Origin of the sequence: Paenarthrobacter sp. CC6, from assembly GCF_040560085.1 — a bacterium.
GTDB classification, from domain to species: Bacteria; Actinomycetota; Actinomycetes; order Actinomycetales; family Micrococcaceae; genus Arthrobacter; species Arthrobacter nicotinovorans.
The window spans coordinates 37,519-52,649 of record NZ_JARDAN010000006.1 but is presented as its reverse complement, the minus strand read 5'-3'; the positions used below and the strand labels follow the sequence as shown (position 1 = coordinate 52,649).

Below are 15,131 nucleotides of genomic sequence, written 5' to 3'. Positions count from 1 at the left end.
CGCCACCACCATGGGACAAGACATGGGGGTGCGTGTTCCTCTGGCCGGTCATAAATGTATGTCGGCTCACGCGTGCTTCCTCGCCACCGCAAAAATACGGCGGAACGGAAACACCGTACCGTGGGCCGTCGACGGGTAGGCCTGGCGCAGCATGGCTGCGTATTCCTTTTCGAAGGCGTCGGCTTCGGGCGCGGGCAGGGCGGAAAGGACGGGTCGCAGTCCTGTGCCCCGTACCCATTCCAGCACCGGATCCTCCCCCGTAAGTACCTGCTGGTAGGTGGTCTCCCATGCGTCAGCCGAGCATCCGGCGTCGAGCATTATGCCCAAGTAGTCCGCGGGGCTGCCCACCGCGTCATCGTGCCGCAGGACCCCATCCAGTCGCGTCCGCCATCGCGGCGAACCGGCGAGTTCACGCATCAATGCGTGGGAGGGCGACGAAAAGTTGCCCGGGACCTGCAGGGCAAACCAAGCGCCTGGCCTTAGCGCTTCGAGCCAGGCGGCGAGCATCTCCTGGTGCCCGGGGACCCACTGGAGGGCAGCGTTCGTCACCACGACGTCGACATCGTTGTCCGGCATCCACTCAGCAATGTCGCCCTGGTTGAAGGACAGCCCACTGTAATGACCCGTCAATGACGCGGCTTTGGCCAGCATTTCCTGCGACGAGTCAATCCCAACAACGTGTGCCGCGGGCCAGCGGTCCGCCAAAGTGGCAGTCATGTTGCCAGGGCCGCAGCCCAGGTCCACCACGTGGCCGGGCTTAGCGGCTTGGATTCTCGCCACCAGGTCATGAAACGGACGGTCCCGATGATTGCCGAACTCGGCGTACTTGGATGGATTCCACTTCATAAAAGCCTCCTGGAGCCGGGCAACACTGCTGGGCTGAGCCTAAACTGTCCGGGCACTAAGCTGGAAACCAATGAAACTTCTTGAGCAGCTTCCTGGTTCCACCGCCACAGGTCCCCTGGACCCGGATGACATTTACACGCGGTTTGTCGAGTGGACCGAAAGCCGTGGCCTGCAGTTGTACCCGGCCCAGGATGAAGCGATCATGGAACTCGCCTCCGGCGCCAACGTCATTCTTGCTACCCCCACAGGTTCCGGTAAGTCCCTGGTGGCCATTGCCGCCCACTTCGAAGCCATGGCCCGTGGCCAGCGCAGCTACTACACGGCGCCCATCAAGGCACTGGTATCGGAGAAGTTCTTTGCCTTGTGCGACATCTTCGGTGCGGAAAACGTGGGAATGATCACCGGCGATTCCGGCGTCAACCAGGATGCACCCATCATCTGCTGCACAGCGGAAATCCTGGCCAACATAGCCCTCCGCGAAGGGTCAGCGGCCGAACTCGGCTCGGTGGTCATGGACGAATTCCACTTCTACTCCGATCCCCAGCGCGGCTGGGCGTGGCAAGTGCCGCTCCTGGAACTCCCCCAGGCCCAGTTCCTCCTCATGTCTGCCACCCTTGGCGACGTCTCCCGCTTCGAAACAGGCCTCACGGAACTGACCGGCCGGACTACGACAACGGTAAGTTCCGCGGAGAGGCCTATTCCGCTGCACTACTACTACCAGCTGACCCCGGTCCACGAGAGCCTGGAAGAGCTGCTCTCCACCAAGCAGGTTCCCGTGTACGTGGTGCACTTCAGCCAGGCCGAAGCCATCGAACGTGCCCAGAACCTCATGAGCATCAACATGTGCAGCAGGGCCGAGAAGGATCGCATCGCCGAACTGATCGCAGGCTTCCGGTTCGCGGCAGGCTTTGGAAAGACACTCAACCGGCTGGTGCGCCACGGCATCGGAGTGCACCACGCGGGCATGCTGCCCAAATACCGCCGTTTGGTGGAACAGCTTGCCCAGGCCGGGCTGCTTAAGGTCATCTGTGGCACCGACACCCTGGGCGTGGGCATCAACGTTCCGATCAGGACGGTGCTCTTGACGGCCTTGAGCAAGTACGACGGCGTACGCACCAGGTCTCTTAACTCGAGGGAGTTCCACCAGATTGCCGGTCGTGCCGGCCGCGCCGGTTACGACACCGCAGGCACCGTTGTGGTGCAGGCGCCGGATCACGTGGTGGAGAACACCAAGGCCATGGCCAAGGCCACCGCCAAGTTCGGTGATGACCAGAAGAAGCTCCGGCAAGTCGTCAAGAAGAAGCCCCCGGAAGGATTCGTGTCCTGGGGCGAACCCACGTTCAAGAAGCTCGTCGAGTCCATTCCTGAGCCGCTGACGTCCAGTTTCACCGTTACGCACGCGATGCTGCTCAACCTGATGGAGCGTCCGGGCGACCCCTTCCAAGCCACCCGGCGGTTGCTCAGCGAGAACCACGAGAGCCGCCCTGCACAACTTCGGCTGATGAAGAAAGCACTGGGGATCTACCGGGAGCTGTTGGCTGCCGGGGTTGTTGAACGAATCCCCGAGGACGAGCAGGAAGCTGAAGGACGGTCGGTTCGGCTGACGGTTCACCTCCAAGCCAACTTCGCCCTCAACCAGCCGCTGTCCCCCTTCGCTCTAGCAGCCTTGGAACTGCTTGATCCGGAGTCGCCTTCCTACGCACTGGACGTCGTTTCAGTCATTGAGTCGACCTTGGAGAAGCCGCGCCAGATTCTTTCCGCACAGCAGAAGAAGGCCCGCGGGGAAGCTGTTGCCGCCATGAAGGCGGACGGCATCGAATATGAGCAGCGCATGGCCATGCTGGACGAAGTGACCTATCCCATGCCGTTGGCCGGGATTCTTGGTGAGGCGTTCGAGGTCTATCGAAAAGCTGCGCCGTGGGTTGGCGACTTCGAACTCGCACCAAAATCGATCATCCGGGACATGTACGAGCGCGCCATGAACTTTGGCGAGTTCGTGCAGTTCTACGGCCTGGCACGCTCGGAGGGCATCGTCCTGCGATACCTTGCGGACGGTTTCCGGGCACTTCGGCAGACCGTTCCCCAGGACTTGCTGCGCGAGGATCTTGAAGACCTCATTGCCTGGCTCGGAGAACTCGTGCGTCAGGTTGACTCGAGCCTGCTGGACGAATGGGAGGAACTGACCTCCGGGCTGGCTCCGACACCGCACGATGCACCTCCTCCCCCGCCGCCACTGTTGACCTCGAACATCCGGGCCTTCCGGGTGATGGTCCGGAATGAGATGTTCCGCAGGGTCGAACTTTTCGCAGACGAGGATTCCAGTGCCTTGGGAGAACTCGACGCCGACGCCGGCTGGGACGCCGGGCGGTGGGAAGAAGTTCTGGACGACTACTTCGACGAACACGATGACATCGGGACCGGCCCGGACGCGCGTGGACCCGGTTTGCTGATTATCACGGAGGAGCCGGGCCTGTGGAAGGTCCGACAGATTTTCGACGACCCCGCGGGAAACCATGACTGGGGTATCTCGGCCGAAGTGGATCTGGCGGCGTCCGATGAGAGCGGCACAGCCGTAGTCCGCGTGACCGACGTCAACAGGCTCTAGCCCGAAGAAGCCATGGAACCCGTCCCCGACCTGACCAGCAGCCTGCGCAGCCTGGAGGCCTTGCGCTCGGTAACCCCCTTGACCCCGATGATCCCGCCGGGTTTGAGAAGCTGGTGGGAAGGTGCGCTGGATGTCGAGGGCCTTGCATTGGGTTCAGTGTTGGCAGCAGCCACTGCCCTGGAAGCCCTGACAGGCTGCGCGGGCAGGTACTCAGCGTCATCTGGGCCGGTGGCTGCTTCGTTCGATTCGCTGACGCACCTGCGGATCGCGGGCGCCAAACCCCAGGGCTTCGCACCGGCGTCGGGTTTTCGGCGGACCTCGGACGGCTGGATCCGCCTTCACGCGAACTACCCCCACCACGCAGCGCGGCTGATGGAAGCGATGGGCGCGAACAGCGCCCAGGACGTGGACGACGCACTCCTGACCATGACCTCCCTGGACGCCGAGGATGCCATCAACGCCAACCGGGGCGTGGCAACGGCGGTCCGACGCCGTGGCGAATGGGCCTCCTCCGCCATGCACCGCGCGCTCTCTGATGAACCGTGGATCCGGTTTCTCCCATCAACCGCCCTGCAGATGTCGTCAACCACCTCACCAGCTTCTTCTGCCTCAGCCGCATGGAAGCCATCCAAGGACCCTGAACGGCCACTCACCGGCCTGCGGGTTCTGGACCTGACCCGCGTCATTGCAGGCCCGACGGCGACCCGGCTCCTCGGAGCGCTCGGAGCCGATGTCCTGCGGATCGATCCTCCGGGCCTCCCGGAATTGGAGGAGGCTTTCGTGGATGGCGGTTTCGATAAGCGATCTGCCGTGGCCGACCTGGGGAACGCTGCCGGACTGGAGACCGTCAAAGACCTGATCTCCACCGCGGACGTCGTCGTGACGGGTTACCGCAACGGCGGCCTGGACAGATTTGGCCTGGGAGCTGAAACCCTGTTGGCCGGGAAGCCGGACCTCGTGGTGGCGACCCTGTCGGCTTGGGGAAGCGCGGGGCCGTGGAGACAACGGCGCGGTTTCGACAGCCTGGTACAGGCGGCCTGCGGCATCGCCGAAGAATACGGGCACCTGGACGACGACGGGTGGAAGCCAGGTGCGCTGCCGGTGCAGGCCCTGGACCACGCCACAGGCTACGGAGTGGCGGCTGCCGTACTGGCCCTGTTGGCAGAGAGGTTGAGGACAGGGGCAGGAGGAATGGCGGCTTTGTCGCTGGCACGCACCGCCGAGGAACTGTTCAGGTTGCCGGCCCGTCAAGCTGACGTAAAGGCCGCCCGGCTGCCCCAACCTGCGTATCGGGAGACCCCGAGTGCGTATGGCCAGCTGCGGTTCGTGGGGCCGCCGCTGTTGGTGGACGGCGTGCAACTGCAGTATCGCCGGCCGCCTGTGCGGTATGGAACATCCCCGGTGGCGTGGAGCCAGTAAGGCGGGCTTCCTTTAGTAAGCTCGAATGCATGAGTGTTATCCGCCAAGCCACTGTTGACGATGTCCCCGCGATCCTGCGCATGATCCACGATCTGGCGATCTATGAAAAGGAGCCGGACGCCGTCAGGAACACCCCGGAAAGGCTCACGGAGGTGCTGTTTGGCGAGAACCCGCGGGTCTTTGCCACGATCGCGGAAAACGCTGCCGGCACCGTGCAGGGGTTCGCGCTGTGGTTCTTGAACTACTCCACCTGGGAAGGCGTCCACGGCATCTACCTGGAGGACCTTTACGTCGAACCCGACGCCCGTGGTGAGGGCCATGGGAAGGCGCTTCTTCAGTACTTGGCAGCGACCGCCGTCGAACGTGGTTACGCCCGTGTGGAATGGAGCGTCCTGAACTGGAACGAACCATCCATCAATTTCTATAAAAAACTCGGCGCGTTCCCCATGGAGGAATGGTCCACTTTCCGCCTCACCGGAGAGGCCCTGGAAGCTTTCGGCACGAAGGCCGGACAGTCAGAGGAATCGTTTGCCCGTGGCTGAAACGTACTCCTCAATGCCGGAACACACCGTCCTGAACCGCCACGAATTCCGTGGCGTACGCACGGTCGAACACTACTTCACCGTCCCCCTGGTGCATTCCCCCGGTGCCAACGAAGCCACCAGTGAAACGATCACCGTTTTTGCCCGGGAGTACTCCTCTGCGGCGCATACCGCGGAAGAAGCGTCCAAGCTGCCGTGGCTGCTGTTCCTGCAGGGAGGTCCGGGTGGACGCGGGAACCGGGTCACCTCCCTGGCCGGCTGGATGAAGGCAGCCGCGCGGGATTTCCGTATCCTGATGCTCGACCAACGCGGCACCGGTCTTTCCACCCCCGTTGAACGGCAAACGCTGGAGCTTCGTGGCGACGCTGCTGCCCAGGCTGAGTACCTGACGCACTTCCGGGCCGATTCGATTGTTGCCGATGCAGAATTTATCCGTGGCGTCCTGGGCTCGGGCCCTTGGACCGTCATGGGCCAATCCTTCGGCGGGTTCTGTGCCTTGACCTATCTGTCCTTCGCGCCGGAGGGTTTGCGCGAGGTCCTGATCACCGGAGGCCTGGCTCCCTTGGAAGGACCCGCTGACCGGGTCTACCAGGCGACCTTCAAGCGCGTTGCTGCACGGAACGCCGAATACTTCGGTTGGTACCCGGAAGACCGTGAACGGGTCACGCGGATCGTCCGGCACTTGGAAAAGACTCCCGAGTTCCTGGCAAGCGGTGAGCGGTTGACCCCGGAACGGTTCCAAATGGTCGGATCGTTCCTGGGAGGCAACACCCGCGTGGATTCGCTCCACTATCTGCTGGAGGATGCGTTCATCGACACCTTGGACGGGGAGCGACTCTCAGAAGTGTTCCTCGAGCAAGTACGAAGCCTGGTCAGCAGGGCTGCCAACCCCCTTTACGCTGTGCTGCATGAATCAATCTATGGCCAGGGCGAGGCAACCAACTGGGCGGCGTGGCGGGTCCTGGAGGATTATCCGGAGTTCGAGCCGGGCGCCGAACAGCCGCTGCTCACCGGGGAAATGGTTTATCCCTGGTATTTCGAACAGGACCCTTCCCTCGCACCCCTGCGCGACGTAGCGGAAATCCTGGCCGCCCGCAAAGACTGGAAGCCGCTGTACGACACCGCCGCCTTGGCCGCGAACCCGGTTCCCGTGGCTGCGGCTGTGTACAAGGATGACATCTACGTGGACCACGATTTGTCGCTTGAAACCGCTGCGGCCGTTCGCGGGCTCCAAGCATGGGTAACGTCAGATTTCCACCACGACGGTATCGCGGAAGATGGTGAAGGCATCTTCAAACGGCTTTTGGGCATGGTCCGTGGCGCACGCTGACCGCTTGGCTGAGCTTCAGCGGCTGCTCACGCCCGGGCGGCGCCGAAGAGCCATGGCCAGAGTCAGGGCAAGGACTGCTGCAGCCACTAAGCTGGACGCCACGTTGAGGCCCTGGTAGCCAATCCACGCGAGGAGTAGGCCGGAGGTGGCACCCCCGATTGCCCCCGCAGCGCCCATCAAGGTGTCCGAGACTCCTTGGACGGTGACCCGCTCATCCTGGCTGACGCTCTCAGCCAGCATCGTCGAACCAGCGATGGTGGCTGCGGACCAACCCAGGCCCAGAAGGATCAATCCTGCAGTGACAAGCGTGGGTTCGTGCTGCCCGAAGCCGGCGATGAACACGGCCACCAGCAGCAGGCCGTGCCCGATGGCAATGGTCTGCGGCCGGCCGGCCTTGTCCGTCAGCCATCCCCACACCGGCGACAAGGCGAACATGCCGGCAATATGAAGCGAAATGGTGACCCCGATAATCACCAGAGCATCCGTACTGTCGGTGGTTCCCCCGTGGTGGCCGGCATGGGATCCGTCCACCAGCTGCTGGAGGTGAAGAGGCGTCATGGACATGACCGCCACCATGACCCCGTGGGCGGCGATAACAGCGGCCAGTGCCAGAAGGGCCTGCGGGGAGGAACGAACGGCCCGTAGGCCGGACCTGACAGTGCCCCTGACGGGGATGCTCCCGGTACCGCCCGAATCGTGGGCGCTTGATGCCAGCCGCCGGGCAAGCAACAAGGGATCCGGCCTGAGCCCCAGGAACAGAAGCAGCGCCGCCAGCAAGAGCCCTGCCGCGGAAAAGACAAAGGGGCCCGCAATGGGCGGCAACCCCAGAGCCTGTCCCACCAAGGCACCTGGCTGGATGAGGTTCGGCCCGGCAACCGCTCCGATGGTGATGGCCCAGACCACTGTGGACAGGGACCTGCCGCGATGTTCGGGCTCGGCGAGGTCTACGGCAGCAAACCGCGCCTGGAGGTTTGCCGCAGTGCCCAGGCCCAGGAAGGCTGCCCCCAGTATCAGGACGGGGAATGACCTGGCCATCACGGCGACTATGAACAGGAGTGCCCCGATCATGGCAGCTACCAAGCCGGTGACCAGACCCACCCGGCGTCCACGTGCTTCGGCCAGCCGCGCCAGCGGAAGGGCGGCAATGGCGGCCGCCAGGGTCAACACGGTAGTGATGGAACCTGCCCATGCCTCGGAGCCGGACAGATCAACAGCCAGCAGGGAGCCAATGGAAAGCGTCGCTCCATTGCCAACTCCGCTGAGGAGCTGGGACGCACTGAGCAGGAAAACACTACGGCGCTGAACCCGTTGTGGGTCCAGCGCCGTAGTTGGGGAGGTAGTCACCCCATGAGACTACAACTTTCGATGAAGTTACTCTGCTTCGCTCAAGCTCTTTCGTGCGTCTTCCTCAAGCCGGGCATCAATCTTGGCCTGGCGTGCTGCGGGGCTGAGAAGGCTGGCCACTACGGCCACGACGATGGTACCGACGATGACCGCCAGCGACACGTACGTAGGGATCTCCGGAGCCCACTCGATGTGGTGGCCGCCGTTGATGAAGGGAAGTTCGTTGACATGCATGGCGTGCAGGACAAGCTTGACGCCGATGAACGCCAGGATTACCGACAAGGCGTGCTTCAGATAGACCAAGCGGGTCATGAGTCCGCCCAACAGGAAGTAGAGCTGACGAAGGCCCATCAACGCGAAAATGTTGGCTGTGAAAACGATGAATGCACTTTGGGTCAGGCCGAAGATCGCGGGGATGGAGTCCACGGCGAACAAGAGGTCGGTCAGGCCGATGGTCACGAAGACGATCAGCATGGGGGTGAAGACCTTCTTGCCGTTGACAGTGGTCCGCAACTTGCCGCCGTCGAACTTCTCGGACATGGGAAGCACCCTGCGAAGGCGGGCAATCAAGGGGTTCTCGGCCCCTTCTTCCTCATCCTCACCGGAGTCCTTGGCTTGCTTCCAGGCGGTCCACAGAAGGAAAGCGCCGAAGATGTAGAACACCCAGCTGAACTGTTCGATCACCACGGCGCCCAGGGCGATGAAGATACCTCGGAGCACCAAGGCGATGATGATGCCCACCATCAGCACTTCCTGCTGGTACTTACGGGGCACAGCGAACCGGGCCATGATGATGATGAACACGAACAGGTTGTCGATGCTGAGGCTGTATTCAGTCACCCAGCCCGCAATGAACTGGCTTCCGTACTCGGGGCCCGTGAAGTAGAACATGGCTCCGGCGAACACCATGGCCAAGGCCACGTAGAAAGCGACCCACAGGCCGGCTTCCTTCATCGAGGGTTCGTGGGGGCGCTTGACGACCAACAGCAGGTCGACAGCGAGGATAATTCCGAGGACGACAAACGAGCCGACCTCGAACCAGACAGGGAGCTCCATTAAAGGGCCTTTCGCAGGGTACGGGAAAACGGTGTAAGTCTCTCCGGCCGCCTTGGAGCGTTTGATGCTCTGACATGGCGACCCGCTAGGCCCGGCGAGGCAACCATGCCTTGCGTGCTGACGAACCTAGCGCTTGGGATACTCCCCTACGTGGCTTAAACCTTACCCTAGGCGTGACCGGCGGACTGCATCTGCCGTAATTCGCGCTTCAACTCCTTGACTTCGTCACGGATCCTTGCCGCGACCTCGAACTGGAGTTCGGCGGCTGCACCATGCATTTGTTCCGTGAGCTGTTCGATGAGGCCCACCAAATCCTCCGCCGGCGCTGCTGCAAGGCCGTCCTGCCGGACAGTTGCGGCACCCTTCGCGGAGGTCTTACCGCGTTTGCCGCCCTTGGCCAGCCGGTTGTTGTTGAGCAGCTCCTGGGTGTCTGCGTCTTCCTTGGCCAACTGGTCGGTGATGTCAGCGATTTTTTTGCGCAAGGGCTGCGGGTCGATGCCGTGCTCAGTGTTGTACTTGACCTGGATGGCGCGGCGCCGGTTGGTCTCATCAATCGCGTGCGCCATGGAGTCCGTGATCCGGTCGGCGTACATGTGGACCTGGCCCGACACGTTACGGGCGGCACGGCCGATGGTCTGGATCAGCGACGTGGAGGAACGCAGGAAGCCTTCCTTATCGGCGTCGAGGATACTCACCAAGGAGACCTCCGGAAGGTCAAGGCCTTCCCGGAGCAGGTTGATGCCCACCAGGACATCGAAGACACCCATGCGCAGTTCCCGGAGCAGCTCCACACGCCTCAAGGTGTCGACGTCCGAGTGCAGGTACTCCACCTTGATGCCGTGTCCCACAAGGTAATCGGTGAGGTCCTCGGCCATCCGCTTGGTCAAGGTGGTCACAAGAACGCGCTCGTTCTTCTCCGTGCGGATTCGGATCTCCCCCAGCAGGTCGTCGATCTGGCCCTTGGTGGGTTTGACCACCACCTCGGGGTCGATGAGGCCCGTGGGTCGGATAATCTGCTGCACATAGCCATCGGCCTTGCCGAGCTCGTACTTTCCGGGAGTGGCCGAGAGGTAGACCGTCTGGCCGATGCGCTCAAGGAATTCGTCCCATTTCAGGGGCCGGTTATCCATGGCAGAGGGCAACCGGAAGCCGAAGTCCACGAGGTTTCGCTTCCGGGACATGTCGCCTTCGTACATGGCGCCGATCTGCGGAATGGTCACGTGCGATTCATCGACCACCAGCAGGAAGTCATCCGGGAAGTAGTCCAGGAGGCAGTGAGGTGCCGTGCCGGGCTCGCGGCCGTCGATGTGCACCGAGTAGTTCTCGATGCCGTTGCAGAACCCCATCTGCTGCATCATTTCAAGGTCATAGGTGGTCCGCATGCGGAGCCGCTGGGCTTCCACCAGCTTGTTCTGGGCCTCGAGGACCTTCAGACGGTCCGCCAGTTCGTCTTCAATCCGCTTGATGGCCCGCGCCATCCGTTCGGGACCGGCCACGTAGTGCGAGGCCGGGAAGACGTACATCTCTTCCTCCTCCCGGATGACCTCGCCAGTCAGCGGATGGAGCGTCTGGATGTTCTCGATCTCATCGCCGAAGAACTCAATCCTGATGGCGAGTTCCTCGTACATGGGAATGATTTCCACGGTATCGCCACGGACCCGGAAGGTTCCCCGGTGAAAGTCCATGTCGTTGCGGGCGTACTGCATGGAGACAAACTTCCGCAGGAGATGGTCGCGGTTCATTTCCGCTCCCTTCCGGAGTGTCACCATCCCGGCGATGTACTCTTCGGGCGTGCCCAAGCCGTAGATGCAGGAAACGGTTGCCACCACGATGACATCGCGGCGGGTCAGCAATGCGTTGGTGGCAGAGTGGCGCAGCCGTTCGACTTCCTCGTTGATGGACGAGTCCTTCTCGATGAAGGTGTCCGTCTGGGCCACATACGCTTCCGGCTGGTAGTAGTCGTAATACGAAACGAAGTACTCAACCGCGTTGTTCGGCAGGAGCTCCCGGAACTCGTTGGCCAGCTGCGCCGCCAGGGTCTTGTTCTGCACCATCACCAAGGTAGGCCGCTGGACCTGCTCGATGAGCCATGCCGTGGTGGCGCTCTTACCCGTACCCGTGGCACCAAGGAGGACTACGTCCTTCTCACCGTTGTTGATGCGTTCGGTCAACTCTGCGATGGCGGTTGGCTGGTCGCCTGCGGGCTTATAGTCACTGACAACTTCAAAGGGTGCGACGACACGGTTGATTTCCTGGGCAAGGCTCATACATCAAATCTACCCCCGACCCCGGACAGCTACTGTCCGCGTTTGCGCTCAGCGGAAGATGAATACGACGGCGGTGCCCAGCCGGTGCGTTTGGCCCACTCCTCCATCTGCGGCCACGCCACGTCAGTGAACCAAGGCTCTTTGGCTTCGGCATAGGCTGCACTGTCCTTGTCCCCCGCATGGGCCCCGGCCAGGCCGCGTTTGTGAGCCTCATACTCAGCGCGGGCTGCAGGGTCGGCGCGCAGCCAGTCCCGGAACAACAGGGCGTAATACCAGCCGGGCGATCCAGCCTTCCGAACGTGAAGGTTCACCGCCCTGCCGGGATCGGCGTTGGCATGGAAGCGCTTTTGCCAGGATTCCGGAGAAGGGTGGGAGGGCTTCGGAGTGTCCCCGCGAACGTGCTGCACTGCTGGGAATCCGGCTGCGCCAAGCAAGGGCGAGATCCGGTCGGCCGTCTCGAGATCGCGCACTGTCAGTTGAAGGTCGATGACATCCTTCGCGGCCAGGCCCGGCACAGAGGTTGAGCCGATATGGTCAACCGCCAGAATCGCATCCGGAGCGGCCAGGGCGACGCGGGCTGCCAGCCGTTCGGCCTGCCGTGCCCATTCCCCATTCGGGGCAACAAGGACGGGGCCATCTGTCCGGGGCGCGCGGACACCACTCTTGATGTTTTCCGCAAAAGGCACCAGACGCCGCTCCCACAGTGCATCAACCGCGGCAAGTAGATCCTCCCGACTGCCGGAATTGTCCAGGATGACGTCGGCTGCAGCTTGGCGCTCCGCCCTGGAGGCCTGCGCGGCCATGCGGGAATGCGCGTCCTCCGGCGTCATGCCTCGAAGCTCCACCATCCGTTGGACACGCAGCTCATCAGGCGCATCCACTACCAGCACCAGGTGGAAGGTGCTGCCTTGTCCGGTTTCCACGAGCAGAGGAATGTCCTGCACCACGATGTCACCCGCACCGGCGCTGTTCATGACGGCGGCCGCGGACTTGCGGACGAGCGGGTGGACGATGGCGTTCAGGATTTCGCGCTGAGCCGGTTCCCGGAACACGATGGAACCCAGCTTCGGCCGGTCGAGCCCGCCGTCGTGATCCAGGATGCCAGGACCGAAGGCTTCAACAACCTGTTCCAGCCCCGGTGTCCCGGGTTCCACTACTTGCCGGGCGATAACATCCGCGTCTATGAGCAGTGCCCCCAGCTCCCGGAGCCTGGATGCCACCAACGATTTGCCTGAGGCGATGCCGCCCGTCAGTCCGATTTTCAGCACCCCTCAACACTAGACTGAAGCGGTGGAAATTGAGGAAGAAAGCCGTGCGACCCGGTACACGACGCTCCGGGCAGGGCCCGACTTCCGCCACGAACTGGAAATCCGGCGGTCGCGTTTCATCACCGTGCTCCGCAGGGTGCCGGATGAGGATTCCGCGCGCGCGTTGGTGGCCGGGCTGCGGCGCGAGTTCCACGACGCCCGCCACCACTGCTCGGCGTTCGTCATCGGACCGGACCGGATGATCCAGCGATCGAACGACGACGGCGAACCCTCCGGTACCGCGGGCATACCGATGCTCGAAGCCCTTATCAAACGTGAGTCGGCGCCCGGGGTGACCGACCTCAGCGACGTCGCTGCCGTCGTCGTACGCTATTTCGGCGGAATTCTGCTGGGGGCGGGCGGGCTGGTCCGCGCCTATTCGGAATCGGTCTCGACGGCCCTGGACCTGGCTCCCCTGGTTCAGCGACGGCGTCTGCGGCTCTGCGCCGTAGAGGTCGCCCATGCCGAAGCCGGGCGTTTGGAGAACGAACTCCGGAATGCCGGATATGTCATGGCTGAAACCGCGTATGAAGCACGGCATGCGGTCCTGCGCATAGCGTTGGAGGACTCAGCCACTGAGATTGGCGATGCCCACGCCCGGGTGGCGGCACTGACCGCAGGCAGTTCACTCCTCCGTCCCGAGGGTACCGAATGGATTGACGTTCCGGCCTAAGAATGCGCCAACAGATTGACCGCAAAACAGAAGGACCCCTGCCCGGAGGCAGGGGTCCTTCTTTGGCTATTCAGCACATCCCGTGAGGGCGGCGGAATTAGTTGCCGGTCAGCTTCTCGCGCAGTGCGGCGAGTGCTTCGTCGGACGCCAGGGTGCCAGCGTTGGACTCAGCAGCAGCCGGCTCCGAGGAGTAGCTGGTGGTGCCGGAATCGCTCTCACCGGACGTTGCAGCAGCAGCGTCGTCGGCAGCGTGCTGGGCAACCTGCTTCTTGTGGGCTTCCCAACGGGTCTGGGCGTCAGCGTACTGCTGCTCCCAAGCGGCGCGCTGGGTCTCGTAGCCTTCGAGCCATTCGTTCGACTCGGGGTCGAAGCCCTCAGGGTACTTGTAGTTGCCCTCTTCGTCGTACTCAGCGGCCATGCCGTACAGAGCGGGATCGAACTCGGTGCTGTCAGCGTCCACGCCCTCGTTGGCCTGCTTGAGGGAGAGGGAGATGCGACGACGCTCGAGGTCGATGTCGATGACCTTGACGAACAGTTCGTCGCCAACGGAGACAACCTGCTCGGCGAGCTCCACGTGGCGGACAGCCAGCTCGGAGATGTGGACGAGGCCTTCGATGCCGTCTTCGACGCGAACGAACGCACCGAACGGAACCAGCTTGGTGACCTTACCCGGAACAACCTGGCCGAGGGCGTGGGTGCGGGCGAAGGTCTGCCACGGATCTTCCTGCGTAGCCTTGAGCGACAGGGAGACACGCTCGCGGTCCAGATCCACTTCGAGGACCTCGACGGTGACTTCCTGGCCAACCTCGACAACCTCGGACGGGTGGTCGATGTGCTTCCAGGACAGCTCGGAAACGTGAACGAGGCCGTCTACGCCGCCCAGGTCCACGAATGCACCGAAGTTGACGATGGAGGAAACAACGCCCGGACGAACCTGGCCCTTTTCCAGCTTGTTGAGGAACGTGGAGCGAACCTCGGACTGGGTCTGCTCGAGCCATGCACGGCGGGACAGAACAACGTTGTTGCGGTTCTTGTCGAGCTCGATGATCTTGGCTTCGATCTGCTGACCGATGTACGGAGCGAGGTCGCGGACGCGACGCATCTCGACGAGGGATGCGGGCAGGAAGCCGCGCAGGCCGATGTCCAGGATGAGGCCACCCTTGACAACCTCGATGACGGTACCGGTAACGACGCCGTCTTCTTCCTTGACCTTCTCGATGTCGCCCCAGGCACGCTCGTACTGAGCACGCTTCTTGGAGAGGATCAGACGGCCTTCTTTGTCTTCCTTGGTGAGAACCAAAGCTTCGACCTGATCGCCAACGGCGACAACGTCACCGGGATCAACATCGTGCTTGATGGAAAGCTCGCGGGAAGGGATGACACCTTCGGTCTTGTAACCGATGTCGAGCAGAACTTCGTCGCGGTCGACCTTGACGACGGTACCTTCGACGAGGTCTCCGTCGTTGAAGTACTTGATGGTGGCGTCGACAGCTGCGAGGAAGTCCTCAGCGGTACCGATGTCGTTAATGGCGACTACGGGGGTACCGGGCTTCTCGGTGGAGGTGATGGTCATGTAGTAGGGGCTCCGTTGTGGATAGTTAGTCGGTCAGGCAAACCGCTGCCGCCCGGGTCCGGACGGCAGAACACGGCAAAGCGCCGGGTCATCCTGATTTGTGGATTAGTACAAAATGGATGCATGCACGTAGTACACGCCCGTTTATTCTAGTCGTATTGGCAAAGCA

11 protein-coding genes are annotated in these 15,131 nt (G+C 62.6%); 5 read left to right on the top strand and 6 right to left on the bottom strand.

Features of this window, described 5'->3' with window-relative positions:
* Nucleotides 1–66 precede the first annotated feature (66 nt).
* A complete protein-coding gene (locus tag PV760_RS05050) occupies nucleotides 67–846 on the bottom strand; it encodes a trans-aconitate 2-methyltransferase (protein WP_354627301.1) in 780 nt (259 codons plus the stop codon).
* Nucleotides 847–916: 70 nt separating this feature from the next.
* Here PV760_RS05050 and PV760_RS05045 point away from each other — a divergent pair, with 70 nt between their 5' ends.
* The 4 genes from PV760_RS05045 to PV760_RS05030 are packed head-to-tail and all read left to right on the top strand — an operon-like array spanning nucleotide 917 to nucleotide 6,742.
* Nucleotides 917–3,451, top strand: a complete 2,535-nt coding sequence (locus PV760_RS05045) for a DEAD/DEAH box helicase (protein ID WP_018777545.1) — start codon at nucleotides 917–919, stop codon at nucleotides 3,449–3,451.
* 12 nt (nucleotides 3,452–3,463) lie between these two features.
* Nucleotides 3,464–4,870 (top strand): CoA transferase, encoded by a 1,407-nt coding sequence (locus PV760_RS05040; RefSeq protein ID WP_354627300.1) that lies wholly within the window; start codon nucleotides 3,464–3,466, stop codon nucleotides 4,868–4,870.
* Between the two features lie 29 nt (nucleotides 4,871–4,899).
* Complete coding sequence (locus PV760_RS05035) at nucleotides 4,900–5,412, top strand: GNAT family N-acetyltransferase (RefSeq protein WP_354627299.1); 513 nt, start codon at nucleotides 4,900–4,902, stop codon at nucleotides 5,410–5,412.
* 13 nt (nucleotides 5,413–5,425) lie between these two features.
* Nucleotides 5,426–6,742: an alpha/beta fold hydrolase gene (locus PV760_RS05030; RefSeq protein ID WP_193591119.1), complete on the top strand. Its 1,317-nt coding sequence runs from the start codon at nucleotides 5,426–5,428 to the stop codon at nucleotides 6,740–6,742.
* 15 nt (nucleotides 6,743–6,757) lie between these two features.
* On the opposite strand, the gene PV760_RS05025 is transcribed toward PV760_RS05030, so the two are convergent.
* The 4 genes from PV760_RS05025 to coaE all read right to left on the bottom strand — a co-directional run bounded on the left by PV760_RS05025 (nucleotide 6,758) and on the right by coaE (nucleotide 12,677).
* Complete coding sequence (locus PV760_RS05025) at nucleotides 6,758–8,086, bottom strand: MFS transporter (protein ID WP_189075597.1); 1,329 nt, start codon at nucleotides 8,084–8,086, stop codon at nucleotides 6,758–6,760.
* A 27-nt stretch (nucleotides 8,087–8,113) separates the two neighbouring features.
* Nucleotides 8,114–9,142, bottom strand: coding sequence for a TerC family protein (locus PV760_RS05020; protein ID WP_018777540.1), 1,029 nt, complete (start codon nucleotides 9,140–9,142; stop codon nucleotides 8,114–8,116).
* Between the two features lie 167 nt (nucleotides 9,143–9,309).
* Nucleotides 9,310–11,409 (bottom strand): excinuclease ABC subunit UvrB, encoded by a 2,100-nt coding sequence (gene uvrB, locus PV760_RS05015; RefSeq protein WP_018777539.1) that lies wholly within the window; start codon nucleotides 11,407–11,409, stop codon nucleotides 9,310–9,312.
* Between the two features lie 29 nt (nucleotides 11,410–11,438).
* Entirely contained in the window at nucleotides 11,439–12,677 is a 1,239-nt protein-coding gene (gene coaE, locus PV760_RS05010) for a dephospho-CoA kinase (RefSeq protein ID WP_055975674.1), read from the bottom strand.
* Nucleotides 12,678–12,699: 22 nt separating this feature from the next.
* Between coaE and PV760_RS05005 the strand changes: the two genes are divergently transcribed.
* Nucleotides 12,700–13,389 (top strand): IMPACT family protein, encoded by a 690-nt coding sequence (locus PV760_RS05005; RefSeq protein ID WP_018777537.1) that lies wholly within the window; start codon nucleotides 12,700–12,702, stop codon nucleotides 13,387–13,389.
* A gap of 97 nt (nucleotides 13,390–13,486) precedes the next feature.
* On the opposite strand, the gene rpsA is transcribed toward PV760_RS05005, so the two are convergent.
* Nucleotides 13,487–14,962 carry a 30S ribosomal protein S1 gene (rpsA, locus tag PV760_RS05000; RefSeq protein ID WP_011774756.1) on the bottom strand — a complete coding sequence of 492 codons (1,476 nt, stop codon included), beginning with the start codon at nucleotides 14,960–14,962 and terminating at the stop codon, nucleotides 13,487–13,489.
* Between the last annotated feature and the right edge of the window lie 169 nt (nucleotides 14,963–15,131).

Bases quoted from the DNA above. Each gene is read 5' to 3' on its own strand.
- PV760_RS05035 (WP_354627299.1), top strand. From the start codon at position 4,900: ATGAGTGTTATCCGCCAAGCCACTGTTGACGATGTCCCCGCGATCCTG.
- uvrB (WP_018777539.1), bottom strand. From the start codon at position 11,409: ATGAGCCTTGCCCAGGAAATCAACCGTGTCGTCGCACCCTTTGAAGTT.
- rpsA (WP_011774756.1), bottom strand. From the start codon at position 14,962: ATGACCATCACCTCCACCGAGAAGCCCGGTACCCCCGTAGTCGCCATT.
- PV760_RS05030 (WP_193591119.1), top strand. From the start codon at position 5,426: ATGCCGGAACACACCGTCCTGAACCGCCACGAATTCCGTGGCGTACGC.
- PV760_RS05020 (WP_018777540.1), bottom strand. From the start codon at position 9,142: ATGGAGCTCCCTGTCTGGTTCGAGGTCGGCTCGTTTGTCGTCCTCGGA.
- PV760_RS05050 (WP_354627301.1), bottom strand. From the start codon at position 846: ATGAAGTGGAATCCATCCAAGTACGCCGAGTTCGGCAATCATCGGGAC.
- PV760_RS05040 (WP_354627300.1), top strand. From the start codon at position 3,464: ATGGAACCCGTCCCCGACCTGACCAGCAGCCTGCGCAGCCTGGAGGCC.
- PV760_RS05045 (WP_018777545.1), top strand. From the start codon at position 917: ATGAAACTTCTTGAGCAGCTTCCTGGTTCCACCGCCACAGGTCCCCTG.